General features: G+C 63.7%; 30 protein-coding genes and 1 tRNA gene. 5 read left to right on the top strand and 26 right to left on the bottom strand.

The features are described 5' to 3' along the window. The first annotated feature begins 2 nt into the window (after positions 1-2). Complete coding sequence (locus BKE09_RS20875) at positions 3-959, top strand: SOS response-associated peptidase family protein (protein WP_075677769.1); 957 nt, start codon at positions 3-5, stop codon at positions 957-959. A 45-nt stretch (positions 960-1004) separates the two neighbouring features. Here BKE09_RS20875 and BKE09_RS20870 read toward each other — a convergent pair whose 3' ends face one another. Beyond that, positions 1005-1202, bottom strand: coding sequence for a hypothetical protein (locus BKE09_RS20870; protein ID WP_075677767.1), 198 nt, complete (start codon positions 1200-1202; stop codon positions 1005-1007). 69 nt (positions 1203-1271) lie between these two features. Continuing rightward, positions 1272-1652: a response regulator gene (locus BKE09_RS20865; RefSeq protein WP_075677765.1), complete on the bottom strand. Its 381-nt coding sequence runs from the start codon at positions 1650-1652 to the stop codon at positions 1272-1274. 132 nt (positions 1653-1784) lie between these two features. Here BKE09_RS20865 and BKE09_RS20860 point away from each other — a divergent pair. Beyond that, positions 1785-1870 (top strand) — tRNA-Leu (locus tag BKE09_RS20860). A 90-nt stretch (positions 1871-1960) separates the two neighbouring features. Here the strand turns inward: BKE09_RS20860 and BKE09_RS20855 are convergent. Further along, the gene (locus BKE09_RS20855; protein ID WP_075678335.1) at positions 1961-2470 is read right to left on the bottom strand and encodes a hypothetical protein; all 510 of its coding nucleotides are present in this window, start codon (positions 2468-2470) and stop codon (positions 1961-1963) included. A gap of 164 nt (positions 2471-2634) precedes the next feature. Here BKE09_RS20855 and BKE09_RS20850 point away from each other — a divergent pair, with 164 nt between their 5' ends. The 3 genes from BKE09_RS20850 (at position 2635) to BKE09_RS20840 (ending at position 4885) form a co-directional block, all read left to right on the top strand. Further along, a complete protein-coding gene (locus BKE09_RS20850) occupies positions 2635-3639 on the top strand; it encodes a P63C domain-containing protein (protein WP_075677763.1) in 1005 nt (334 codons plus the stop codon). Positions 3640-3765: 126 nt separating this feature from the next. Continuing rightward, a complete protein-coding gene (locus tag BKE09_RS20845) occupies positions 3766-4110 on the top strand; it encodes a hypothetical protein (protein ID WP_075677761.1) in 345 nt (114 codons plus the stop codon). A gap of 109 nt (positions 4111-4219) precedes the next feature. Further along, positions 4220-4885: an SOS response-associated peptidase gene (locus BKE09_RS20840; RefSeq protein WP_075677759.1), complete on the top strand. Its 666-nt coding sequence runs from the start codon at positions 4220-4222 to the stop codon at positions 4883-4885. A gap of 7 nt (positions 4886-4892) precedes the next feature. Here the strand turns inward: BKE09_RS20840 and BKE09_RS20835 are convergent, their stop codons facing one another. The 23 genes from BKE09_RS20835 to BKE09_RS23675 form a co-directional block, all read right to left on the bottom strand. Next, positions 4893-5630, bottom strand: coding sequence for a hypothetical protein (locus BKE09_RS20835; protein WP_075677757.1), 738 nt, complete (start codon positions 5628-5630; stop codon positions 4893-4895). Beyond that, a complete protein-coding gene (locus BKE09_RS20830; protein WP_240502965.1) occupies positions 5630-5977 on the bottom strand; it encodes a hypothetical protein in 348 nt (115 codons plus the stop codon). Before BKE09_RS20830 ends, BKE09_RS20835 begins: the two co-directional genes overlap by 1 nt. A gap of 41 nt (positions 5978-6018) precedes the next feature. Next, positions 6019-9531: a phage tail protein gene (locus BKE09_RS20825; protein ID WP_075677753.1), complete on the bottom strand. Its 3513-nt coding sequence runs from the start codon at positions 9529-9531 to the stop codon at positions 6019-6021. Beyond that, positions 9528-10145 (bottom strand): tail assembly protein, encoded by a 618-nt coding sequence (locus tag BKE09_RS20820; protein ID WP_075677751.1) that lies wholly within the window; start codon positions 10143-10145, stop codon positions 9528-9530. The genes BKE09_RS20825 and BKE09_RS20820 overlap by 4 nt, the downstream gene beginning before the upstream one ends. Further along, positions 10138-10878 (bottom strand): C40 family peptidase, encoded by a 741-nt coding sequence (locus BKE09_RS20815; protein ID WP_075677749.1) that lies wholly within the window; start codon positions 10876-10878, stop codon positions 10138-10140. Before BKE09_RS20815 ends, BKE09_RS20820 begins: the two co-directional genes overlap by 8 nt. 92 nt (positions 10879-10970) lie before the next feature. Next, a complete protein-coding gene (locus BKE09_RS20810) occupies positions 10971-11663 on the bottom strand; it encodes a phage minor tail protein L (RefSeq protein WP_075677747.1) in 693 nt (230 codons plus the stop codon). Beyond that, a complete protein-coding gene (locus tag BKE09_RS20805; RefSeq protein ID WP_075677745.1) occupies positions 11660-12031 on the bottom strand; it encodes a hypothetical protein in 372 nt (123 codons plus the stop codon). Before BKE09_RS20805 ends, BKE09_RS20810 begins: the two co-directional genes overlap by 4 nt. 2 nt (positions 12032-12033) lie before the next feature. Then, a complete protein-coding gene (locus tag BKE09_RS20800) occupies positions 12034-12573 on the bottom strand; it encodes a hypothetical protein (RefSeq protein ID WP_075677743.1) in 540 nt (179 codons plus the stop codon). Between the two features lie 9 nt (positions 12574-12582). Further along, on the bottom strand, positions 12583-12912 hold the full coding sequence (locus BKE09_RS20795) for a phage tail protein (RefSeq protein ID WP_075677741.1): 330 nt from the start codon (positions 12910-12912) through the stop codon (positions 12583-12585). Continuing rightward, positions 12909-15698 (bottom strand): phage tail tape measure protein, encoded by a 2790-nt coding sequence (locus BKE09_RS20790; protein ID WP_139319701.1) that lies wholly within the window; start codon positions 15696-15698, stop codon positions 12909-12911. The genes BKE09_RS20795 and BKE09_RS20790 overlap by 4 nt, the downstream gene beginning before the upstream one ends. A gap of 2 nt (positions 15699-15700) precedes the next feature. Next, a complete protein-coding gene (locus BKE09_RS20785; RefSeq protein ID WP_075677737.1) occupies positions 15701-16000 on the bottom strand; it encodes a DUF1799 domain-containing protein in 300 nt (99 codons plus the stop codon). A gap of 8 nt (positions 16001-16008) precedes the next feature. After that, a complete protein-coding gene (locus BKE09_RS20780; protein WP_075677735.1) occupies positions 16009-16317 on the bottom strand; it encodes a phage tail assembly chaperone in 309 nt (102 codons plus the stop codon). Next, positions 16317-16976, bottom strand: coding sequence for a phage tail tube protein (locus BKE09_RS20775; protein ID WP_075677733.1), 660 nt, complete (start codon positions 16974-16976; stop codon positions 16317-16319). Before BKE09_RS20775 ends, BKE09_RS20780 begins: the two co-directional genes overlap by 1 nt. 71 nt (positions 16977-17047) lie before the next feature. Continuing rightward, positions 17048-17404, bottom strand: coding sequence for a DUF3168 domain-containing protein (locus tag BKE09_RS20770; RefSeq protein ID WP_075677731.1), 357 nt, complete (start codon positions 17402-17404; stop codon positions 17048-17050). After that, positions 17401-17904 (bottom strand): HK97 gp10 family phage protein, encoded by a 504-nt coding sequence (locus BKE09_RS20765; RefSeq protein ID WP_075677729.1) that lies wholly within the window; start codon positions 17902-17904, stop codon positions 17401-17403. The genes BKE09_RS20770 and BKE09_RS20765 overlap by 4 nt, the downstream gene beginning before the upstream one ends. Continuing rightward, a complete protein-coding gene (locus BKE09_RS20760; protein WP_075677727.1) occupies positions 17901-18251 on the bottom strand; it encodes a head-tail adaptor protein in 351 nt (116 codons plus the stop codon). Before BKE09_RS20760 ends, BKE09_RS20765 begins: the two co-directional genes overlap by 4 nt. Next, positions 18251-18559, bottom strand: a complete 309-nt coding sequence (locus BKE09_RS20755; RefSeq protein WP_075677725.1) for a head-tail connector protein — start codon at positions 18557-18559, stop codon at positions 18251-18253. Before BKE09_RS20755 ends, BKE09_RS20760 begins: the two co-directional genes overlap by 1 nt. Next, complete coding sequence (locus BKE09_RS23680) at positions 18559-19044, bottom strand: hypothetical protein (protein WP_206120596.1); 486 nt, start codon at positions 19042-19044, stop codon at positions 18559-18561. Before BKE09_RS23680 ends, BKE09_RS20755 begins: the two co-directional genes overlap by 1 nt. 66 nt (positions 19045-19110) lie before the next feature. Beyond that, positions 19111-20322, bottom strand: a complete 1212-nt coding sequence (locus BKE09_RS20745) for a phage major capsid protein (RefSeq protein ID WP_075677723.1) — start codon at positions 20320-20322, stop codon at positions 19111-19113. Beyond that, entirely contained in the window at positions 20322-20966 is a 645-nt protein-coding gene (locus BKE09_RS20740) for an HK97 family phage prohead protease (protein WP_075677721.1), read from the bottom strand. The genes BKE09_RS20745 and BKE09_RS20740 overlap by 1 nt, the downstream gene beginning before the upstream one ends. Beyond that, entirely contained in the window at positions 20959-22218 is a 1260-nt protein-coding gene (locus BKE09_RS20735; protein ID WP_075677719.1) for a phage portal protein, read from the bottom strand. Before BKE09_RS20735 ends, BKE09_RS20740 begins: the two co-directional genes overlap by 8 nt. Then, complete coding sequence (locus BKE09_RS20730) at positions 22215-24122, bottom strand: terminase TerL endonuclease subunit (RefSeq protein WP_240502964.1); 1908 nt, start codon at positions 24120-24122, stop codon at positions 22215-22217. The genes BKE09_RS20735 and BKE09_RS20730 overlap by 4 nt, the downstream gene beginning before the upstream one ends. After that, positions 24055-24333: a hypothetical protein gene (locus BKE09_RS23675; RefSeq protein WP_083663130.1), complete on the bottom strand. Its 279-nt coding sequence runs from the start codon at positions 24331-24333 to the stop codon at positions 24055-24057. The genes BKE09_RS20730 and BKE09_RS23675 overlap by 68 nt, the downstream gene beginning before the upstream one ends. Positions 24334-24554 lie beyond the last annotated feature (221 nt).

The following is a 24554-nucleotide window of genomic DNA, read 5'->3' as shown; positions in this document are numbered from 1 at the left end:
CCATGTGCTATTCCGCCCTGATCCGCGCCGACTACGCCAAGCTGGTACGCGAGTTCGGTGCCATCCTGTCGCTGGAGGAGTTCGCCGACCTGTACGCACACGATCCGGGCAAGAAGCGGCCGAAGACCCCGAAGGCGATGGATGACGGATTTGCCGGTGCGCGTACCGAACAGGGCCGCGACATCGTGGCGAAGATCCAGCAATGGCATGCGCAGGAGCAGCAGGCACTGGAGGCCGAACTGGCCCGGCAACGCGAACGACGCGATATCGCCCATGCCACGCTGGCCACCCGGCCCACGCAGAAGGCACGCAATGACCTGCGCGTGGCCGGCAACCGCATCGAGCGCGCGCACGCCCGATTGGAAGACCTGCATCGGGTACAGCTGCTGCCGCGCGACAACCGCATTTTTCCCGGCACCTACGCACCGGTGATGGTCAGCGAGAACGGCCAGCGCGTGATCAAGCCGATGCGCTACCAGTGCCGGCTGCCGGACAAACCGGCGCGCAACGACGTGCTGTACCCCGGCACCTACAATGCGCGGCGCGACAGTCTGGAAGGTTACTGGCGGGGTGCGTTCGGACTGCGCCATGGCGTGGTGGTGGTGCAGGCGTTCTACGAGCACGTGCCACGCCACGCCATCGCCGGCCGCACCCTCGGTGACGACGAAAAGGAACAGGACGTGGTGCTCGAATTCCGTCCCGATCCGCCCCGCGACCTGCTGCTGGCCTGCCTCTGGGCGGAATGGGAAGGACCGGAAGGCCGCCTGCTGTCGTTTGCCACGATCACCGACGTCCCTCCCAGCGACATCGCCGCTGCCGGGCATGACCGCGGCGTGGTACCGATCCGCAGGGAACACCTCGACGCCTGGCTCAATCCCGACCCGGATGACCTGGCGCGCCAGTACCAGATACTCGATGACCGCGAGGAGATCCGTTACGTGTACGAGGAAGCGGGTTGAGCGCCACGCGCGATTGAAAAACCCCGCCTGGGCGGGGTTCCTGGATCAGGGGTTGCCGCCGCACATCGCCTCTTCGCAGAAGGCTTGTTCCTGCAGGCATTGCTCAACTTCACCGCCGCGCGCGATGCAGCTCTTGTAGAGCTGGAAACAGGGCTGGCCGCACCATGCGGCAGACGCCGTACCACCGAAGACCGCCATCGAAAGGACACCCGCAGCAACCATGCGCTTGATCCACTTCTGCATGCCACTCTCCTTGTAGGCCTGAGCATTCAGGCCCCGGCAGCATACCCCCGCCGGCGCATGGCGGGCGGCTCAGGCCTGGACGCTGGAGCGGCCGACCGCACGGGCCAGCGCCCGCGACAGATCCGCCGACGGGTACGGCTTGACCAGCAGCAGGCCGGCCAACATCGGTGCCGGCAGCTGCTCGGCCAGCATCCCGGTTGCCAGCACGAACGGAATGCCACGTGCCGAAAGCGCTGCGGCCACCGGCTCACTGGTCTCGTTGCGGGCCAGCCGGTAATCCAGCAGGGCCACGTCCGGGGCGCTCTTTTCCAGCAGCTGCAGGGCCTCGGACACGCTCGCTGCGAGCCCGACCACGGTCGCACCGGCATGCACCAGCTGCATCTGCAGCAGGGCCGCACTCATTTCGTCGTTCTCGACCACCAGCACCCTCAGGTCCTGCAACACTGTCATCAGCTACCGCTCCTGGAGGCAATTGCACGCTGGGAGTATAGCTACCAAGGAGCCAATGCCGACAGGAACCGCCCTGATAGGCCCTCCTACTATGCATCTCCCGCCGACCTCGGTTACACTCGCACGCTGCCTGCCGGTGTGGCGGAATGGTATACGCAGCTGACTCAAAATCAGCCGGGGGTGACCCCATGAAGGTTCGAGTCCTTTCACCGGCACCAAAGACCCTTGCGGCATAAGGGTTTCCAAGAAAATGGCGTAATGGAGTCGTGAATCTTCCGGCTCCGCCTTTTTTTCTTCATCCTCTCTCGCTACACGCCGCGGCGCATTTGCTGCAGACCTGCCCTCACCCACGCCTTGCGCGCGTCCTTCGGGCGGGGCTTGGTCGCCGGCAGCGGCTTGGCCGGCTCCAACGCTTCCTTGACTCGCGCAGTGGCGAGCGCGGTCGCCTCGGCCAGGCGCCGGGCCTGATCCTGCTGCTCGCGGGTCGGCGGCAGGCCGGGAAGCGGTTCGAGCGGTTCGGCTGGCGTGGTGTCCAGCAGCCGGGCCACAGCCGCGCGCAGGCGCATCTCTGGGTAGAGCCTGGCCGCACACCAGCGCTCGGCGTAGCGCTTGCCTTGGGCGATGCTGGCGGCACGCACGTCCTTGGTATCCCACATCTTCCGAGCATTGAGGCGGACGCGCACACCGCCATCTTTGGCCGGCGAGACGTTGACGATCTGACTGCCGTTCCACCACAGCACCCAGGTGTCGCCCAGCTGGACCCAGCCGGTGGGGATCGGGGCGGCGCGGAAGCCTTGGTAGCCATGGGAGGGAAGCATGGCCGGAAGGATACGGCTGACGGTCGCAAAGGCTGCGACAAGGAAGCGTTCACCGGCTGAACCGTTCGACTTCAACCCACTTACCCAAACTCAGGCCAGCATGCATGTTGCGCAAAGATGCTTGCTAATGCATATTGCAAGCATCCTACGAAGGAGTGCTTGCTGTGAACGAAGAAGCTACCGAAAGCCCGCAGTCCGCTGGCGGCAAGGCCAGGGCCTCTGCCCTCTCCGAAAGCAAGCGCTCCGAAATTGCCAAAAGAGCCGCCGAAGCACGTTGGGGGGGAGCGAGAAAAGCGACCCATGAGGGAACGCTCACCATCGCTGAAGTACCCATTCCCTGCTACGTGCTGGAGGATGGCTACCGGTACATCAGCACGCGGGGAATCATGAAGGCGCTCAAGCGCCCGTGGAGAGGCCGCAAGTACACCGGGACCGAATTGCCGGTTTTCATCGAGGCTGGGAACCTCTCCCCCTTTATAAACAATGACTTGAAGGAGATTCTGACCGGGACCGAAGTGCGGAGTACCAAGGGCGTCGTTTCAGAAGCATTCCGCGCTGAGGCACTGCCGGCCGTGTGTGACATCTATCTGCGAGCTCGCGAAGCCAAAGCCCTTACGGCCACACAGCTCGTCGTCGCGCAGCAGGCGGAGGTCCTTGTTCGGGCGTTGTCGCAGCTGGGCATCATTGCTTTGGTTGACGAGGCTACGGGCTACCAGGAAGTCAGACCCCGAGACGCGCTGCAGCAGTACTTGGATGCAGTTCTTCGCAAAGAACTTGCCGCTTGGAGTAAGCGATTCCCGGACGAGTTCTACGAGAACATCTACAAGCTGAAGGGCTGGACATGGCCCGGCATGAAGAAGAACCGGTTCAGTGTCGTTGCGCACTACACTCGCGACCTGGTCTATGACCGACTGGGTACAGGTGTGCTCAAAGAGCTCGAACTGCGCTCACCCAAGAGCGAAAGCGGATCGCGACCTAACAAATTGCATCAGTGGTTGTCCGATGACGTCGGCCACCCGCTTCTAGCCCAGCATCTCCATTCCCTTATTATGTTTCAGCGCTTAGCTATAGCTAGCGGGCACGGCTGGCAACGCTACGTAAAGATGGTTGACCAAGTGCTTCCGAAGAAGGGGGACACGCTAGAACTCCCGCTTGGTGAGCCGGAGTAAGAGGCGGGGAAAGAGTTCGGGTGCGTAGTCTTTCCCGCCCTGCACTCGCAAGCATTCATGCACTCCCCTTTTTATACGACCCACCTTCAGCTAGTCTCCAACCTACCAGACTCAAGGAAGACCCTAATGCTCTCGTTTTACAGCACCTCTCCAGACGCACTCCTTCACGCATTCAAAGAAAAAGTGGCCCTGGGGAATAAGGAAGGCGGAATCGCAACGTGGACGATGGACAAGGATGGCGACTTCATCCATTCCTCTCCCCAGCTCAAGGATCTCGGCTATGCCAGGCCTACGGTTGTCAACGATGGTAAGGAAAAGTGCCTTCGCTTCGCTATTTTTTGGCGCAATGAGACAACCGCCAAAGAACAGAAGCTCTGTTACAGGGAACTGAGCGGTAATCTTCTGGCCACCTTCATTGACCATCTCTCTGACCAGTTCAGCCAGGCTGTTCATAAGGACGTACGGGAATAGTCACGACTGACGGATGGCCCACCCATGGAAGAGCCTGCGACCGAGCCAGGCTCGACCCTCCCTCATCCCTACACACCTCGAGTACGCCCGACAGGGCTACCCTCCGGCCATGTGCGGCCGCTTCGTCCAGCTCCCCGTGATCGACTTTGGCCAGCCGGGGCTGGCTGACCTTGCCCCCGGCCTGGCCGAGATCCAGCCCAGCTATAACCTGGCGCCGACACAGCGCGCCTCGGTGATGCTGGACCGCGGCGAAGGACGGCAAGTGACCCGCTTGGCGTGGGGCTTGCTGCCTTTCTGGGCCAAGGCCAAGGGCCTGCAGGGATCAACCATCAACGCCCGAATCGAGACGGTGGCCACCAAACCAGCATTCCGGTCGGCCTTCAAGAAGCGCCGCTGCGTGATCCCCATGGCGGGCTACTACGAGTGGTCGGTGAGCCCCGATGACGGAAAGAAGGATCCATGGTTCATCCACGCCACAGGGCCGCTGCTGGCCGCTGGCCTGTGGGAGGACACCAGCCCACTGCTGCCCGACGGCAACCTGGGCACCTTCACCATCATCACCGGGGACAGCAGCGGCGTCTCGGCCGACATCCACGATCGCATGCCGGTGTGGCTGCAGGCCGGCCAGCTCGATGAGTGGATGGCCGCCAGCCCCGACGACGCCATGGCCATGCTGCTGGCCAGCGAGCCGCCGGCGATGGAGGCCTACCGGGTCAGTCGCGCGGTGAACACGCCGCGGAACAACCGCGAGGACCTGCTGCTGCAGGTCGCATAGTCCCGCATCATCCGAACCCCAGCGGCACCTCGGTCAGGTCCACGATGAAAATCGTGGCGTTCTGCGGCCCCATCGTCACGCCGCCCACCGGGAACGTGTTGGTGATCAGGGTCTGCTGAACCGTCTGCAGCCGGGAAATGAAGATCCGGTTGTCGCTCGTCATGTGGAAGTAGTCGGCCGTCATCGTGCAGCGATCCTGCGATTGCGCGAAGTAGTAGAAGCGCGGCGACGGGATGGCGATGCCAATCTTTACGCCCGGGAAGAACTGGCCGACCTCGATCGGAGGACCTGAAACCGCTGGCAGCGCCACCACCTGCAGGACCCGCAGCCCCTTCCGCCGCGAGTCATAGAACACCGTGCCGTCTTCGCCGCGCATGCGCAGCCCGACCGGCCCGCTCGCCGCTCGCTCGGCCGCGCTGAACGTGTAGTACTCCAACGTTTTGTTGGGAGCCGCGCTGGAGGCGTACACGTCGCACGTCACGCCGCTCTGAACCAGAGAGAACCCAGTGTTCGTCGACACAGAGTCGTTGATGTAACGGCAGACATGGAGGTTCGTTGTCCCGTTCGTCGACGCCAGGGCCCCTCGCGGCGACCATGAGGCAAACGGCGGCGAGCCGCCGGTCGCCCCGCCGGAGAAGGATCCAGTGTTCAGCGTCCCGGACTTGGCCAGCTGCAGGTTTCGATAGCCGAGACCAATCTGAATCTGCCCGGTTCCCTGGTTTCGTACGCGTAGTCCGACGGCCATCAGCTGTAGATCCCGTAATGAAGGGTGATGCCGCCCACCGTGTCGGTGGTGGGCCGGCTCGGGAACATCTCCATCCTGACGTGGAAGTTCACCACATCAGGATCCCAGCTCCAGTTGATGCTATTGCCCGAGATGGACACCGAAGGAACGAGCATTCCATACGCTGACCTCTGCCCCTCGCAGGTGAAGTAATAGAAGGGCTCACCGCCTGAAAAGTCATTGACGATGAGCCCCCCGTTTGCCTCGGGCGGTGCGATCCACTTGTTGTTGGAGTTGACCGGGTTGTAGAGCGGGAACGTGTACGACCCGATGATCTTGGTCAGCCGCGTGGTGACCGTGGTCTCCACGTACCCGCTCTCGCTCCGAACCCTCAGCCCAATGTCGACCATTACTGCAGCACTCCAAGCTCCACGGCGAGATTGCCGTTCGGGTAGCGGATGTAGATGCCTTGGTTGGTGATGTTCAGCCGATAGCCGCCGGCGACGGCACCGTTGAACTCGAATCCACCACCTGCCGCCTTGTTGATCCGCCAGCCGGTTTGCCCTGACACGTAATCGTCGGACTGGATGGTGCCGCTGATCTTCGCGTTGGTGATCGCCGCGTCTTCGATATTGGCGTTCTTGATCCACGCCGTGCCGATCAGGGCCTGGCTGATGAACGTCTGGCCGCCCTGAATCACGAAGGGCGTGGTCACCTGGCCGTTCACCAGGTTGATCAGCGCCATCCGGTCAGCCTGGAACAGGATCTGGCTTTGGTAACTGCCGTCAGGCTGGTTCTCGATGCCGATGCCCATCCCCGCCGCGTAGTACTGACCATCGGCCGTTATCTGCAGCTTCATGCTCCACGAGGCGCTGACCTTGCCGTTCAAATCAACAACGGTCTGTGCGGTCTCTTGCACGATTGCCTGCGTCTCATCAACACGGGCCTCGACGGTGTCGGTGCGCTTGGCAGCCGCATAGTCTGCGGACGCGGAAACAGCCTGGATGCTCCACGACCCGGCATAGGAGGTCGTATCACCGGCGCCCCAGTCACCATCACCCGCGCCCTGCACGTCGACCTGAGCAAAGATTCCATCGATCTTCTGCCCCTGCGCCGTGACCTTCCCGTCCAGCTCGCCGATATCCATCTCGACGCGATCCATGCGCCCCACCAGTGCCCCGGCCTCGGCAAGCGCATCACCCACGTTCTGCCACTTCGTGCCGGGCGGCTGCTCGTTGCCCGGCGCCGAGTCTGACCACAGCCAGATCTTCCCGTTGTACACGACGGTCTGGCCTGGCTCGTACGTGGCTTCAGCCGTCCACACAAGGGGGACCAGGCCGCTGGTGCTCTCGATCTTCGCCAACAACTCCTGTCCGAGCGAGCTCTCTGTGATTTTGTTCCTGAAGTACTCCTCGTACTCGGATACGTCGGTGCTGGATTCCCCCATTACCCCTGTACCGACCGGATACCACGGGCCGATGTTGCCGCTGCGGTCGACCAGTCGCCCCCAGAAGTAGAACTTGGCGCCTGCGGCCAGGCCATCGAGCTGGTATCGATTTTGCGGATAGGCGAAGTCCGCGAACTTGGTGGCGTTCTCCAAATTCGGGCCGGCACCGCGCCAGATTTCAGTGCGCTCTGTATCGGTAGCTCCCGGCGGGAACGACCAAGCCAGCCGGATTCCGTATACCACCGGGGTTGCCGTCAGCGAGGTCAGCGCCGGCGGTGGCTCCGTCTTGCCCTGAATGTCCGTCAGTGCACTGAGGGTTGGCTGCGACACCGCGTTAAGCGCATTCACTGCGCGAACCCGGGCCAAGTACCTTCCCGCGTAGACACCGCGCACCTCGGCGCTGGTCGTGCCGACGCGCCCGATACGCACCCAGTTGAGGTCGTCCCTGCGCCACTCCACGTCGTAGGCAATCGCCTTGTCGGCGGCGTCCCACTCGATGGTCAGCACCGGTGTGGCAATGCCCTGGTCAATCACCACATGCGAGGACATGCGCACGTTGGCCGGCGGCGGCTGCACGCTAGGCGGCACGATGCTGATCGGCGGCGGTTCCAGCCTGGTGCCGTCGTCGATAGCCGCGAACTTGTCCGGGCGGTGCTGCAGCGCGGTGATGCGGTACGTCAGGCCATCTTCCTCGGTGATGCTGATCACGCGGAACTGCTGCAGCACCAGGTCGGTCGATTCCGTCGCCCAGATCGATTGCGCCACCGGCACCGCGCTCCAGGGCGCCGAGACGGTCACCACGCGCGTTCCCGGGTTGACCCCGCTGATGGTGCGGGCTTCGGTCTTCCCACTCGGCAGCGTCGCGCGCAGCAGGTCTCCGGCCTGCATCGAGGGTGGCACCACATCCAGGGTCACGCTGCTCGCCGATGCCGCGCTGATACGACCAGAATTGCGCCGGCCGGCACGCTTGGCATCGGCGACCTGGATCACATCACCCGGCATGCAGTTCAGAGCGTCCAGGCCGACTGCGAAGCTGACCGTCTCGGTCTCCAGGTTTTCGCTGTAGAGGATGTGCAGCCCCACGCGCTGGGCCTGCGACTTCGAGTGGCAGCCGAATGCCGTCACCTCGATCTGATTCACGCCGTAGCGCGCGATGCCCTCCTGCAGCTGGACCGGCTCGACCTTCTGCCGGCCGAAGTCGTCGGGATCAGACCACGAAACCAGAGCTACCGTGTGCCGCGCTTTGCTGCCGCTGCCGGTGTAGGTGAATTTCCCGTCGACCACGTTGGCCTGGCTGTAGGTGTAGACCGGATCCTTCGGCATGTCCGCCGAGGCCATGATCTGCCCTGCCGCGTAGAAGCTGATGCCGCGGAACATGCTGGCCATGTCCTGCAGCACCTTGTGGGCCGACTCCCGGGTCTGCAGGTACAGGCTGCAGGTGAAGCGCGGTTCCATGCCGCCCATGCCGTCGCTCACCAGCTGATCGCAGTACTGCGCGATCTCGTACAGGCGATACCTGTTCACCCAGTCCAGCGGGATGCGATCGCCCAGGCCGAAACGGTCGTTGGTGACCATGTCGAAGAACACCCACGCCGGGTTGTTCGTCCAGGCGGACTTGAAGGTGCCATCCCACACGCCGGTATAGGTGCGCGCGATCGGGTCGTAGTTGCTGGGCACGCGGATGATCCGGCCCCAGATGCGGTATGCGGTGGTCGGCTTACCCTGGAACTGGCTGCCATCAATCTGGATCGCGGCGATCGCGCAGTTGGGATAGCGCAGCTTTACGTCGATGATCTCGGTCATCGAGATCACGTTCACGGTGTCGGCCACGGTCGAGCTGTTCGCGTTCGGCGTGAGGCGGCGGATCCGCACCTGCCACTGGTTGCCCGGCGGCAGGTCGATGCGGTGGCTGCGCTGATACTCGGTGGTGGTCTTGCCGCGAAAGGCGTTGGTCAGCACCGTGCTGAATGCACCGCCGTCGGTGGATAGGTCGATGGCGTACTCGACCGCGTAACCCTCGGTGTCGCCGTTCTCGGTGTTCTGTCGCTGCAGGGCAGGCACACCGAACCGGATCCGCACCGCCGACAGATCCTGACCGGAAGCCGTGCGCACCACCGGCGTGTCGCGCAGCTCGACGCCGACCCCGATCTCGTTCTCGACGGACGGTAAGCCGGCGATGTACTCCTGGTCCTGCGTGCCCGAGCGGGTCTCAACCCGAACGCCGTTGAAGTTGAAGGTGCCGTCGCTGTTCTGGATCGGCACCTCGTTGAGGTAGATGGACTGGTTACCGGCCACCAGGCCGCGGATCTCGCCCTCGCTGGTCAGGTCCAGGACCTTGGCGTAGGAGATCGAGTGCAGGCTATCCGGCGTCTCCACCGGCGTGCGGGCGTTGGTGCTGCTCTTCCCGCCGGCGCCGATCACGTCCGCGCACGCCTTGGCCACCTCGACGTGCTGATAGTTGATGGCTCGATTCACTGCTGGTCCTCCGCGTAGATGCCGCCGCTGATCACCACGGATCCGACGACCATCCCCTTCGTGTCGTGGCCGCCGTAGGCGACGGGCACCGGGTTGCCTTGGGCCTGCACGTTCACAGGCCCGTTCATGCTGTAATTCGGCGTGTTTTCAGCGCTCTCCTTCGTCCCCAGGCCACGCGGCTGGGGCGACAGCATCTGCACCACGCCGCCGATGGCCAGGCTCCAACCGGCCGCGCCGACCGCGCCCCAGAACTTGGCGACGCCAGCACCGGCGCCCGGGCCGCCGTAGATGGTGGCCACCACGATCAGGGCCACACCGACGATGGTCTGCAGGGCGCCGCCGCGCTTGGAGCCGACCAGCACCGGCGCAATGCGGATATCATCCGCACCCGGCGGATCGTGCAATTGCGCCTTGCTCAGGTTCTCGCGGCCGATGAACACAGCGAACTCGATGCCCTGATCCTTGCAGCCGGTCAGGAACTGCCGGAAGCCAGGCAACAGGATGCCGAGCGCGAAAATGGCCTCGGCTGGGCTGTTCACCGCCAGCTGAAACTTGCGGCCGAAGCGGGCGCCGAGGCGGCCGTACAGCCGGACAGTGCGCAGGCGCTCAGTCATGGCCGGCCTCCCTATGGCGCACGATGTGGCGGGTGCGCTCGGCCCACATGCCGCCGTAGACCACCGTCTCGGACAGGCGGCCGTGCATGTGGTGCAGCATCTTCCCGTCGCCCAGGTAGACGCCGGCGTGGTTCGTCACTGGCGAGCGGATCTGCATCAGCACCATGTCGCCGCGCTGGGGCTCGCCATCGATCAGCTCGAAGCCTTCGGCGCGCAGCCGGTCCAGGCTGTAGAGGTCCTGGCCCTTCTCCCACCAGTCGTCCTCGCGCTCGTACTGGCTGAGCTGGATGCCCAGCTCGCGGGCGTAGAAGTCGCGCACCAGGGTGTAGCAGTCCAGCACCCCATGGGCGAACTGGCGGCCAACCAGCGGCGCCTCGTAGCCACAGGGCTCGATGGTCTGCAGGTCGCCACACTCCGGCTCTGCGCCGGTGCACTGGCCCACGCTCACGATGTGCCACGGCAGGCCGCTGGCCTCGCACATGACCCGGTCAGCGTCGGACGCGGCCGCAGAGGCATTCGGGTGGCTGTGCACGACGGCCAGCACCTCGCCCTGGTCCTCCGCGTCGGCGTAGTCCTCGGCCGGCAGCCGGAAATGCTCGCTGGGCGTGGTGGCCACGTTGCGGCAGGGAATGAAGGCCTCGCCATCGGCGCAGGCCACGATCAGGCCGCAGCACTCGCGCGGGTACTCGGCCACGGCATGCGCCTGGATGGCCTGCAGGGTGCTCTGTTGCATGGATATCGCCCATAGAAAAGGCCCGCGCTGGGCGGGCCTTGTGGTGCTGCTGGTACAGCGCGAAGTTGCTGGTGGTGTCGGCGGGCGGGTCGTCAGGTCCGCAACAGGCCGGCGGCCGGAAACCCACCATGCGGGATCGGCTTGTCTTGGCCGAACCGCAGTTGGCAGCTGCGAACCAGGCCGGCGCACACGTCCCTGCCCGGGTCATCCACCGGCTGGTCGTTGATATCGAAGTACGCCGAGCCGGTGTAGCCGCAGTAGGGACCGCGGTAGCCCCCGTGCAGCAGGGCGCTGCAGATCCTGGTGCACTGCCGCGCTGGCAGCTCCCGCCCGTTGAAGTCGGCCACCGTGGTCAGCTCGAACTCGACCGTTTCGTCGTCCTCGCCCACCTTGCGCTCGATGTACCAGATCTCATCCAGGAAGTGCTCGCCCGGGTCAGCCAGCGGGTTCCCCTCGGGGAAGTTGGCCGCGTCCAGGTACTTCACCAGCGTCTGCCGGCGAATCAGCTTGGCACCGGCCAGATCCTGGAACATGCGGCACAGGGCGCCGATACGGCCGTCGATGTTGCTGACCTTCAGCCGGGGATTGGGCTGCTGCTCGCTGGTGCGCTCGAAGCCCGTAGCGTTGATCGGCCATGGGCCGTACTCCTGGCCCTGCCACCAGATCACCCCCGACTGCAGGTGCTGGTGGAAGAACAGCTGATCAGCGCCGAAGCTACTGCAATCCAGCTCGTACAGCGTCACCCGGCCGCCGGGCTCCAGTTTCTGGGCGTCGGCGGTGATCATGCGGCATCACCTGCCGGCTCACATTCTGGTGCCGCAACGATCACTCGCACCGTCAGCAGATAGACGATGTCCTTCGGGTCGCCGGTAGCTGGATCCGTGCACGTGTACAAGATCGCATCCTGCTGCTGATGAATGGCCAGGCGAACCGTCGGCTCGTCGTTCTCGTCGCGGTACACGCTCGCGCGCCAGCCGGCCGCAGGTTGGATACCTGGTCCCGTGACCTGGTACAGCCCGGTGCCGATACGCGTGCAGCTGATACCGAGGCTTTCGAACGGACAGCCCATACTCGTGCCAGGGGCATGGTCGCCGGCGAGGACGATGCTACCGTCCGGCTGGATGTTGAACGCTGCAGCGCAGGTACTGTCCATCGTCAGGCTCGCTTGATGAAGTTGTTGGCATCGACCGTGGTGTTGCCGGAGTGCCAGAACTGCCGCCACGCTCCGAACTGGTTGCCATTGATCGATTGGGAGAAATAGACGTCATTGTTGGTGCCGAAGGCGAGTTGATTGATCCACCGGCCGTTCTGCTTGGTGAAGTTGCCAGATGCATCTGGCGGCGAGTTCGCAACGGCAATCGCCACGCCGAACCCCACTGGAGCGTTGTTCGAGCTGGTGCCGAACGCTTGGATGACACGCGGGCCCTCCCACAGATTCCACGCTGTTGGAATCGCGTCCGGCCACGTTCCGTTTGCCCCCTTGCTGACCTTGCCCGCAGCCGTCGTGGCGGCAGAATCCGCGGTCGCCTTCGCTTCGTCGGCCGTGGACTTGGCTGTATTAGCTGTGGTCTGCGCGGCAGCCGCGTTCTGATAGACCTCGGTGAAGTTGTCATTGCACTTTCCGAAGGCCACCGGCGCGAGGTCGCCTCGGTACGAGCCGTTGTCGGTAGTGGTGTCGATGTTTTTTCGTGCCATGGGCTTCCCTTACGGCTGGAACGTCTGTTCGAAGGTGGCCGTGACGCTATAGGTCAGGCCACCAAGGTGGGAGTCGGTGTAGGTATCGCAGTAGTAGAGGCTCGTTCCCCAAGGGCTGGCCCACAGGAATGAAGTGCCCACGTGTGTATCGAGGAAGGCGACGATCTCGGCGATCACTGCCTTGGACGCGACAAAGCTCAGTTGGTACTTCCTGGAAACGGAGTTGATGCCCTCCGCCGCTTGTTGCGAGTAGCCGTCACCGAACCTTGCGCGGCGCACCGATGCAGTCGCGGAGCCGCTGCTCTGACTGGTGGCCTGCCAGTGGAATGTGTCTGTCATCGGCCGCCTCCCATCACCCTCATTGCACCGCCATCCTTCATTGATCGGATCTGCGCGTCGTTGATCTTCATGTCGATGAGCTGGCCGATTTCCTTGCCGAAGCGCTGCCACACAGGTGTGTCAGCAGAAACGTCGGTAGAGCCATCGGTGTTCACCACCACGTTGACATTCACCTGAGACGCTCCGGAACCACCACCATGAGCGGCGACGCCCAGCCGCCCATCGGGACCACGCTGCAGCGGCATGATGGCCTCCGGACCAGCCTCACCGAACACACCGGCTCCCTTCGCGAAGGCGAACAGCTGTGGGGAGCTGTAGACACCACCGGAGTAGGCAGACAGGCTGGACGATGTGTAGACGCCGCCGTTGGCATTGCGGCCGATGTTGGCGAGAAGATCGGAGTTGATCTGCTGCGTTCCGCTGGTAGCTGCAGCATTCCCCGCGGCAGTGACTCCGCCACCCCAAGCACTGGCGATCATCCCGGCGATGCCGACGATTGCCTGCTTTGCGGCAATGCGCGCCAAGTCGGCGATGATCGAGTTGGCCAGGTCGCGGAATGACAGCTTCCCGGTCATGGCGAACTGAACCAGGGCGTCCTCCGCGCCTTGGAATGCGTTCGTCAGCGCCGAGTGCGCCTGGCCGGCCGCATTGTTGGCCTCCGTGGCATAGTCCTCGAAGGCTGCGCGTGTGCCATTTCGCCAGTCGCCCATCGCGGCAAGCCGGCGGGCCTGGTAGTCCTTCTCCAGCTGCAGCTGCCCATCCCTGTGCCTAGCAGCATTCGCCGCAAGCTGGTCCCATTGGTCCTGATCGGTGGCCACCTGGCGGTCGCCCAAGCGCTTCAGCTCGTCCTCGTATTCCCGCTGCACGTCCATCTGCCGGCGCAGCTGGGCGACGGCATCCTGGCCGCGTCCGTAGCTCATCAGGTCCAGCTCGTTACCCCGGCGCCGTGACTCGGCCTGCTGGTCGAAGATGGCCTGTTGCCGGGTTAGCGCCTCCAGGGTCTTCTTCTGCTTGTCCTTGGCCTCCACCAGGTCGCCAGTGGTCTTCAGCTCCTCCAGCATCGTCCTGATGCGCTTCCGATCGGCCTCTGGAATCTTGCTCCCCAGCCGGTCCAGCTCTTCCAATACCTGCACCCGCAGCCGCTGGCTGACGGTCAGCTTCTCCTCGCTGCCTGACTGCTCTTTGTTCAGGGCTACCTGCTGCTGGATCCTGGCAACGATCGATGTAGCCGGGTTCGTTTTGGAGCCGCCACCGCGGCGTGCCTCTGCCTCCTGGAACTGCTTGCGCGAGGCCGCCACTTCCCGGTCGATATCAGCCTGATCCTTGCCAAGCTTCTTGCCCAAGGCGACGATCTGCGCCTCTTCCGCGAGCTGTTTCTGACGCTTGGACAGGTTCTGCCCAGCCAGGCGATCCCATTCCTGCTGATCCTTCTTCCGCTGCTCTAGGCGCTTTCGCTCTCCAGCGCTGTCGATCGATTCCTCTGCGCCGTTGCCGTAGATCCCTGCCATGGTGACGGTGGGCTTGGGGCCAAGGCCCCAGTACCGCTCGGCGAAGTCGTTCGCCGCGCCAAGCAGCCCGCCCGCGAGCTTTGCCTGGCCTGCTATCGGGGTGAAGAATGAGGCAGTCTCCGCCACCGCACCCCGTTTCACCCCTGTGGTGCGAGTGAGGAGGCGGTCGGTGAGATCGATGTACCGCCCAAGCTCATTGAAGGCAGAGGACGTGTCGTCCTTTACCGCCTTCCACCACTGACTGACGCCCGACAGGGACTCTCGCGCCTTTGCAGACACATCACCAAGGCTGGCGTTGTAGATCCGGATCGCCTCCGTAACCGCCTCCTGTTGCCTCCCCTCCTCCTGAAGCGCGGTCACCCGATCCAGCTGCGCGCGCGTGAGGAAGTGCTCGGCCTCGTTCAGCTTGAGGAGGCCTTCAACCGGGTCCTTTGCCAGCTCCTTGAACTTGTCGATGGTGGAGTCGATGCTCTGACCGGTCGCGCCTTCCATTTCGGCCGCAGATTCCGACACCAAGCGGAATTGTTCGCCAGTGAAGCGGCCTGATGCCGCAACCTGAGTCAGCGCCGCCAAGGCCTTGCCCCGTGTTACACCAGCAAGGTTGTCCATCTGCCGAGCGAGCGCCGCAATCTGCTCGGCACTGGTTCCGGCATAGTTTCCGGTCGTGATCAGCGCCAGTTCCGCCTGCCGCTGCGCCTCTCCGACCTGATACCAGGCCACGCCAAGCGCTGCAGTCGCGGCGGCTGCAGCCGTGAGCGGGTTGATCATCGACAGCAGCTGCGACGCCAAGGCGGCGGCCGCTGGCCGGATGCCGCCGAACATGTCCTTGAGCTGTCCGCCCTGCTGCAGGAAGACAGTCAGCGGGTTCTGCCCACCCTGCAGGCTCACAGCAATGTCGGTGATCTGCGCGGGCACGCCTCGCATTGCTGCTGCCTGTTGGGCCGCGCTGACACCGTAGGCGTTCAGCTCCTTTCCGGAGCGCTTGGCCGCAGCTTCAGCGCGGGCGAGCTTCTGTACGATCTCGTCCAGCACCGGCCCACTCGTGCGCAAGGCGGCGTTGTAGGCCAGCTGTTGGGACCGGGTCATGCCCAGCGTATCCGCCTGGCGCACCAGCGTATCTACGCGCGAGCGCTCAGCGCGCGACAGCTGCTGATACTGCTGCTGTGCGCTGCCGGACATGTCGGCGACACCGCGCTTTGCTGCGGTGATCGCACTGTCGAACTGCTGCGTATCGACGACCAGGTCGATTCTAGCCGCGCCAATTGATTGGTCGGTCATGGTCAGCCCTTGCAAATTTCGGTTAGGGCAGCGCCCTCAATGATGCGTATCGCGGCCATCACCTCGGCCCGGCGATTACCGGTCACCCCTTCGCGGTCCAGCTCCTGGAACACCACGTTGTAGTCCAGCCCAAACGGACCTCCGGCGCTTGCACGCCACTGGGTGGAGACCCGCGAGAAGATCTCGATAGGCAGCGAACACTCGGGCCACAGCTGCACGTCCGGCGGCTGGTAGTGCTTCGCTTTGAGGCCGACTTGTGCGAGCTCAGCCTCGGTGGGGGCGCGCCAGTACAGCGCCCCCACCGCCTCGATCAGTTTCCCTTGCGGGCCACCTGGATTGCCTGCGCGTAGCCCGTGATGATCACCGCGTCCAGGCCGATCTGCTGTTGCAGGGCCTCATCCACGCCGGCCGTATCCAGCGACACGTCCGCATCCCACTCCGCCACCATGTCCAGGATCGCTTGAGCCGGCGTGATCTCCTGCCCTGCCAGGCGCTGCAGGAGCGCGGTGTACTCCTCCTGCGTCAGGTGCCGATAGGTCAGGTTGAGCTTCTGCTCGCGGCCGTGGCCGATGATGGTCAACGATGCCTTGAAGGTCTCCGGGGCCTTTACCTTGAACATCAGGCGCCCTCCACCAGAATCGAATCGGCCAGGGCAGTGAACGTCGCGGTGGTGCCCATCGGGGCGTTCGCGGTCATGGTCGGGTCACCGTCGTAGCTCAGGTAGCCATACCAGTACAGAACGTCACCGCCGGCAAGCTTGGCCCGCAGCACCACCGGCTCGCCCTTGGCATCGACCGTCTTCAACGCCGGATACCAGGGCTTGGACGGGTCGTAGTAGAGCGGGATGGTGATGGTCTTGGCGTTCTTGAAGGTCGGGATCTGGATCTGGCGGCCGGTCGGGTCCTCCAGCATGGTGCCGCTCCAGTACTGCTGTTCTCCGCCGGCGGTGGTCGGATCGCCCTGCTGGTCCAGGTCGATGAAGGCGCCTGCCTTGCGCAGCGAGCCAGCCCCGCTGGTGCCCGGGTACAAGGTGGTATCGGTGGTGTCGGTGCCGAGCAATTCGATTGCACCGGTGGATTCGGCGCCAGCGCGGGTCGTGCGGTTGTTCAGGGCCGGCCAGCCCGGGATCTCCAGCACCACCACGTCGTCGGTGTCGACTGCATTGGCGGCAATGCTCGCCAATGCCGGCGCCGCCTTGGAGATGCCAGTGGTTGCGATCTTGGTGGCCAGCACCGGGGCGAAGCCGAACTGGGTGCCCTTCGGGAGCTTGAGTGCCATGTGTTGTCTTCCTCTGGTTGGAAACGAAAAGCCCGGCGCATGGCCGGGCTGATACGGGGTTGGTGGGTCACTTACGGGTCAGGGAACCAGAGCCCGAAATCGAGACGGGCGCCGTATGCCTTGATGGGCGCCTCGTACATGGCGACTGCGGCGCCATAGGGCTCGGAATGTGGAACGCCGGTACAGATCACATCCTCGATACGACGGATCAGCGTGTTGGCCTCGGGCCTGGACTTGGACCATATGGTGATCTGCACCCGCGCATGCTTGTGGTCCGGCATTGATCCTTCGAGGAACCACAGGGCCTGGCCTCCGACCTGCTGATAGAGCGCAAACGGGAAGACCGGCTGGTCCGGCGGAACGTCGGGATAGAAGCGTCCCTGTACCAAGGGCGCAATCAGGGCATGGAGGGGCGGTTCGTAGCTCATCCGCTGCCTCCTCGCGCCTCACGCAACAATTCGGGAAGCCGGTCCCTACCCCTTTCCACCATCGCCGCCTGTGCGCGCGCCAGGGACGCCTCGTACCCTGGCCGCACGAAGGGCTTGGCCGGCACCCATTTGGGCTGCGCCAGCGGCGCACCCAGCGTCCAGGAGCCGTCCTTGTCCTTGTAAACCGCGTGCGTTTGCCAGTGTCCGAACTCGATCAAGTGCCCGTGGGGTGCCTTCTTGGCGTTCCAGGAAATCGAGTAAATCTGCCGACTGTCGGTGGATCGGCCATCACGGTACGCCAGGTAGATCGCGTCGCGAAGACTTCCGGGGCGCAGGCTACCCCCCTCCTCCGTGCCCACCGGTGCACGCAACTTCACCTCATCCCGAATTACCTGGCCACCTGCAACGCCCATGGAGCGCGCGAGACTGACGCGGGAGTCGAGAAGCGCCTCCAGTCCCTTCACCGCGTCGGAGAAGTCAACGTTGGCCTTGATGCTCATCCGCTGTTGCCTCCCTGCTCAGTGATGATGAAGGCGCGATCCTTGCGAGTGAGGTCACGGGTGATTCCTTTGACCTCAAACACGAGGCCCTCGTACAGGATCCGCATGGTTGCGTCGATCCCGAGTGCCGTCACGGTCTGAAACCTGGCCATGAAGCTGTACCGGGAGATCGACGCCGGGACGCCGCCTTGTAGACCAGCGCGGATCGCTCCGAGACCAGTTTCGCCGGCAATGCTGACCATGATCTCGTCGACCAGCTCCCAGCCCTGAACTGGTTGCCCCCAGTCATCCGTTCCGGCCGCCGGCCGCTCTACCCGGACCTTTCGATTGAGCAAGCCTGCGCGCATCAGAATGTCTTCCTGTACCAGAGGAGTCGCTCGACGCCGAACTGCACCTCAGTGGATACCTCGCCGACCACAATCGCCTCACGGTTGGCGACCCAGTGCCCCACCAGCAGAAGTGCAGCCTGCATCACGTCAGGCGACAGCTTCATCTCATCCGGGCCGGCAGGCTCACCCTCGACCAGCCTCCGGTCGCAGTGCTGCTCGATGTGCGACAACGCGGCTGCCACGTACTGCCGCAGCAAGGCGTCGTCCACGTCGGCAACGATGTTGCACTGCTTGCGCACCAGCTCCAGGTCGAGGGTGACGGCCATTACGCGGGATCCTTCTTCTGGGCTTCAGCGAGCGCTGCCTCCAGGCGAGCAGCACCCCAGCGGCGATCGAACTCAACGCCGGCGGCCTCGAGCTGCTGAATCAAGAGCGCTTTCTTATCGTCGCCTCCCTGATCGGAAGTGGTCGGACCGCCTGCGGCAGCATCGCTGACGGCCTCGGCCGGACCAGCACCGCCGGACGCTTCACCACCAGCCGTCTGGGTGCCTGCCGCGTCTGTCGCTCCGTCGCTGTTGGTGGTTGGCACCACGTCGCTGCCCTCGCCCGCCTTCAGCTCGGCAGGCTTGGCCGGCTTCGTCTCCTTGGGCGCAGTGCCTTCCGTAATCTGCACCACCAGGCCCTTGCCGACCAGCACGTGCCCGTATTCCGGATCCACGTCTTCGAACACCTGGCCGGCCTTCACATCGGCAGACTCTGCATTGAGCTTCAGGGCGTCGCCGCGGAAGCCCCATTGAGCTTTGATCTTCATGTTCCTGCTCCGTATCGAAAGAGAGAGGCCGGCGCGTGGCCGGCCTCTTTCGGGATCAGCTCGCTATCACGCCTGCGGCTTGAAGCGGCCCTTCACGAATGCCTCGATGCGGCGCTTGGCCAGGCCCAGACGCTCTTCGACCAGCAGCACGCGCTGGTTCTTCACGAAGTCGTCGTTGATCAGGCCGACCTTGAACAGGAAGCTCATGCGGTCGTAGATCGTGGCGCCGCGCTGGAAGTTAGCGACCAGGAACTCACCACCGGTGGTGGTGCCGTCGCCTTCGTCCATGCTGTCCGAGGCCACCACCGGGCGGCCCCACAGGATCGGGGTCACGAAGCCCTGCAGGTTGGCGAACAGGTAGCGATTCTGGCTGTCCTTCTCCAGCTCGATGTTCATCCAGTCCAGCTCGGTCATCACCGTGGCGTCGGCCGACAGCTTCGACTGCTTGCGCACTTGGTAGATCGCGCGGCGGACGGTGTCGATCGAGGTGTCGCTCGCCTTCGACAGATCAGCGTCGAAAACGGTGGCGTCAGTCATCAGGCCGGGCAGGTTGTTGCCGGTGCCGTCGCCTTTCAGGATCTGGACCTCCTCCTCCAGCTTCAGGTCGTAGCGCAGCAGCTGCTGCAAGTAGCCGTACATCTGCGGCACGTCGTCCAGGGCTTCGTCGGTGACCGGGATCCAGACCGCCAGCTTCTTCACCAGGTCGGTCTTCTGCTCGAAGGTGACGTTGCTCTGCGGCTTGGTCCCGCCTTCGCCGACCGGGCCGGCGCCGCGGGTGTGCAGCTTCTCACGGAAGTAGGTGTAGCTCTGGCCGGTGACGGAGATCGACGGGATCAGGTCGCGGATACGCAGTTCCTGGCGGATGCCCGGCTGGATGGTCGGGTCATAGTTCGGCACGACGATGCCGGCGCTGGTGACCGCCTTGGTCTCCTGCATGGACGCCAGTTCGTCCTTCTTGATCTCGATCTCGGCCGCCGACTTTTCACGGCCCTGCAGCGCCTTGTACTCGTCGTTGCCCTTGATGAAGTCGATGAAGCCCTTCTTCGTGCCGGGCTGGTTGCCCAAGCCGATGCCCTTCTCTTCCAGCTTCAGGACCTTGTCGACCACCTTCTGGATCTCGTCGGTGGCGGTCTGGATCTGCTTCTTCAGGTCGGTGGTGACCTGATTGCCCTTTTCGATCTCGGCCGAGGCGCTGTCGTACTTCTTCTGCAGGCCGTCGAAGCCGTCCTTCAGCTGCTTTTCCAGGCCTTCGCGGATCTCAATGATATTGTCCGGCATTAGTTCATTCCTTCAAAGATGGATTGGATGGAGTTGCCGAGTTTCTGCAGCTGCTTCACGGTCTCCGTGTCCCCAATGCCACCGTCTCGGTGGATCGCGGGAAAGCCGAGCGAGGCGACGGCCGCCGCCTCTTTCTGGGACAGCCCCATGCGTTCGCGCAGGGCTGATTCGAAGGCGCGAACGTCGGACTTGACGCTCATCACCTGTGCTTCCGGGTTCATGCCAAAGGGGACGACCGAGGCCTCCCACAATTCGGCCTTCTTGATGACGCGTACCCGCCGTCCATCGCGGGTTTCAATCGCGTCCTCCAACGTGTTGAAGCCGACTGACATTTCGTCCAAGGTGCCGGCCTTCATCAGCTCGTAGGCGTCCTTGGCGTAGCTGACGTTGAGGTTGACCTTGCCCTTCAGGTGCAGGCCGTTGTCGTCCTGCTTGAACTCGGCATCGCCGATCAACCGTGTCAGGTTGTGGTACAGCGCCAGGCGTAGTCGGCCAGTGCGGGTCGTCTTCACCTTGACGAAGGCGCCCGGGACGATTAGGTCCTCGCCGAGATCCACGTTGTTGAACACCGAGGCATAGCCCTCGAAGTTGCCGGCATCGTCTGCCGCCTTAACCTCGAACGGGCAGGAATACTTGCTAAGCATTGGCGGGATCTCCCGTTAGGTCGTCGCTACTGGAATCGGGCTTGTTGCTGGTCCACCGGGTGACCTGGTTGTATTGCTCGCCATCGAGCACAGGCAGGTTCTCTTTCACCCGAACCTCGTTGATCGTCATCCAGCCAGACCCGCCGGATCCGCCAAGGGCGGTCTTGTAGTACGTGGAGCGGGCTCCGCTATCGGCACGCAACAACCCCTCTACGGCCGCCTCAATGAAAATGGCGCCATCGGCGAAGATTTTGTCGTTGACCTCGCTCTCGATAGCGTCCAAGTAGGGCTTCAAACCAAAGGTCACAAAGCCGCTGGTCTGCTGCTCGAGGTTCGAACCAAGGACCGAGGTCGAGCGTGCGCGATTGGTCAGGTACAGGGGCACGCCCCAGATGCCGGCAAGCGCCTCCTCCTGAAACTGTTGCGATTCGATGAACTGGCTGTCCTTCTGCGTCAGGCCAGCCGGCGTTATCGTCGGACCGCCCTGAAGGATGGCCATCTTGCCCAGATCGTCCACGTCGCCCTGCCGGATATCCGGCAACTTCGCCTTGATCTGCGCCTGCTGCTCCTTGGTCAGGAAGCCCGGATAGATGATGTATCCACCGGTGAAGCCACCTTTTCGCATGAACCGGGCCGACCAGTCCTGCGCAGCGCGCGCCAGACCGATGGTTTCAGCCTGGTACTCCACCGGTGACAAACCAACGATTCCATCCGGGCTGAACAGCTTGAAATGCAGCATGTTCTGCGGCGATACCGGGGTCTCGCTGCCATTGATCGTTGCCCAGTAGATCAGTCCATCGTCGGTGTCGATGCGGACGTTCTCCACAGGCAGCGGAATAAGCCCGATCCAGTCTCCTGCGTCGTCGCGCTGGATGATGGCGAAGGCGTTGCCGCGTAGCGCCATGTTCAGCACGACCGCTTTGATCAGGTCCAGCCACTTGATGTAGGGGTTGGGCTTGCTCAGCAGACGCAAGAGCCGTCGGCGCTGCGGGCTGGTTCCCTTGACCAACGACCTCAGGCCGTTCTTGTCCTCATACAGCTTCCAGGGCAGCCCCGAGGCCGACTCGGACAGGACTTTGACGCAGGACCAGACGATGCTGACCGTCAACGCCTTCTTGGGCGTCACCCGGACTCCTGCCTTGGTGCCTCGGCCACCGGTGGATAGGTCGACCTCCACGTAGTTGCCCGTGGCAGGGTCGTCGTATCCGAAGAACCGCCAGCTCAGCGGGTTGTACCAGCGAAAGGTAGTCATCCGATCAGTCCAAAGAAGCCGTTTTCCAGGTAGTCGTCTATGCCACCGGTATCCGGTGGCATGGCGTGTGCCGCTCCGATGGCCATACAAAGGGCCACCGCGGCGTCGATCTTGTTTGCCGACCTGGCCTTAGACAGCCAGCTGTTGCCCCAGCGGTCCGATTCGATTACGGCGGACATGATTGCGGACACCAAAACGGGGTTCCGCCGCAGGCGCAGGCGACCTTCCAGCAGCGCCTCTTCCAGCAGGCGCAGCGATCCGGGCATCCACATACCCTCCGGTGCCGGCTGGCCCGACTGCTCGGCAGCCTCTACTGCCGCTTCCAGCGGTTTGCCCTTCTTGCAGCCGCCCTGCGGGTGCTCGGCGAAGGTGACCGACAATCCAATGTCGTTGACCTCTTCCTCGAACCGGCGGAACGCGTAGCGGTCGTAAGCAACCAACTGCACGTCATAGCGGTTGTCGTACTCGGCCATGACCTGGGCCACATGCCGGAAGTTGATGGCCTGCCCTTGTGGAGCGTGCAGATATCCACCATTGACCCACGTGCGATAGGGCAGCTTGTCCTGCAGTTGCCGCTGATCCAGCGTGTCACCGGGCGTCCAAGCCTCGATCCAGGCGTCGAACGTCGGCTTCTCGATGACCAGCTTCTCGCCCTCGACCTCAACCTCTACTGGGACAGTGCCGGTCTCCACCACCGCCGCCATCGCGGTGATATCGCGAACCTGCGACAGGTCGAGGCCGAGATAGACCTTGCGGCCCTCATGCATGCGCGGGTCGAAGTCGGCCAGCGCCGGCTCCAGCGTTGGGCGCGTCATCCAGGCGGTCTCCGCATCGGTCCACACACAGAAGTGCAGACGAAGAATGCCGTTCAGTGACCCGGGGATGGCTTTGGCTTGCGCCACCACGTCCGCCAGGTACTGTTCGGTGATAGTTACCCCCAACAGGGGATTGGCCTTAGCCCAGCAGCTAGGGTCCTCAAGCGGGTCGTCGCCGTCGTCCAGGCTGCACACGTAACTGAAGGTGCGATCATCGATCACGTCGCCTACGAAGGTCGGATCGTTCACCGCCTCGGTGTGGCCGGCGGCGACCTTGACCGCATGCTCGTGCTCCTCCCAACACACCGAGGTTCGATCGCTGCCGGAGTTGGTGATCATGAAGAGCAGCGGCTCGCGGCGGAACTTGAAGCCGCGCTCAAGCATTTCGATGATTCGCCGGTCGGGAAGCTCATGCACCTCATCGACCAGCACGAAGAACGGGCGAGGACCGGAGCCGGTACGGCCCGTATCGCGCGACACCGGCCGGAAGAAGCTCGCGCTGGCATGGTGCGCCATGCTGAACTCCCGCCCCTCACCGCCGGCGAACTCGATGCGCTTGGCCAGGAGCGGCGACTTCTTGACCATCTTCACCGCGTCGGCGAACAAGATGCCGGCCTGGTCCTTCTTTGCCGCCGCCGAGTAGATCTGCGCGCCGGCCTCGCCTGCGGCCGTCATCCCCAATAGGCCCAACCCGCCGGCCAGTGGGCTCTTTCCGTTGCCTTTTCCCTGCTCGATGTACGCGCGGCGGAACCTCCGGAGGCCGTCGGCGCCCTTCCAGCCGAACAGCGAGCCGATGATGAACGCCTGCGAGGGGTGCAGCTCGAACTTCCGGCCCTCGAATTGGCCCTCGGAGAGCATCAGCACGTTCTCGAAGTAGCGGAACGCGTATTCCGCAGCCTCGTGGTCAAAGTAAAGGCCCCGTTCGGGGCCTTCGATCAGATCCTGCAGGTGGCGCCGGCAGGCGTTTCGGACATGGGGTCCGGCAACGATCCGGCCAGCCACCACATCCAGTGCATATGCCTTAGTGCGGTCGGCCGGAGCCGGGGCCACCGAAGAACTCTTCGCCCTGGTCGTCTTCGTCACCGCCATGCGAGACCTTCGATTCATCCACAGGAGTGGCACCCAGCTTCGAGAGGATCGAGCTGAGCGCTTGGGTTGCTGACACACCGAATTCGGCTTTGGGGTCTTCCATCCGCGCCGTCCAGAGGCACGCCAGGCGAAGAAGTACCCGGTGACTGGAGTTGAGCCATGACATTTCGGCTGCGAATTCCTTCCATGCGCGCTTCTCGGCGGCAGTCATGGTTTTGAATGGCTCGCCCAGGGCGCGCGTACCTTTTGGCCTCTTTCTCCCGGCATGCCGGCCTGGATTCTTGATGGCGGCGCCGCTTGTCGCAGCTTTTGCGACGGGCAATCGGGGCCTTGGCATGAATTCCTCGGGAAAATGCGGGATTTCTTGGCAGGGATGACTCGTTCGAGGGTCGTCCCGTGAATTGTGGATACGCGAATTTAGGGGAACGGTCC

Source organism: Stenotrophomonas sp. TD3 (assembly GCF_001939825.1).
Classification (GTDB): domain Bacteria; phylum Pseudomonadota; class Gammaproteobacteria; order Xanthomonadales; family Xanthomonadaceae; genus Stenotrophomonas.
The sequence above is the reverse complement of the archived record's forward strand: the minus strand, read 5'-3'. Positions and strand labels throughout refer to the sequence as shown.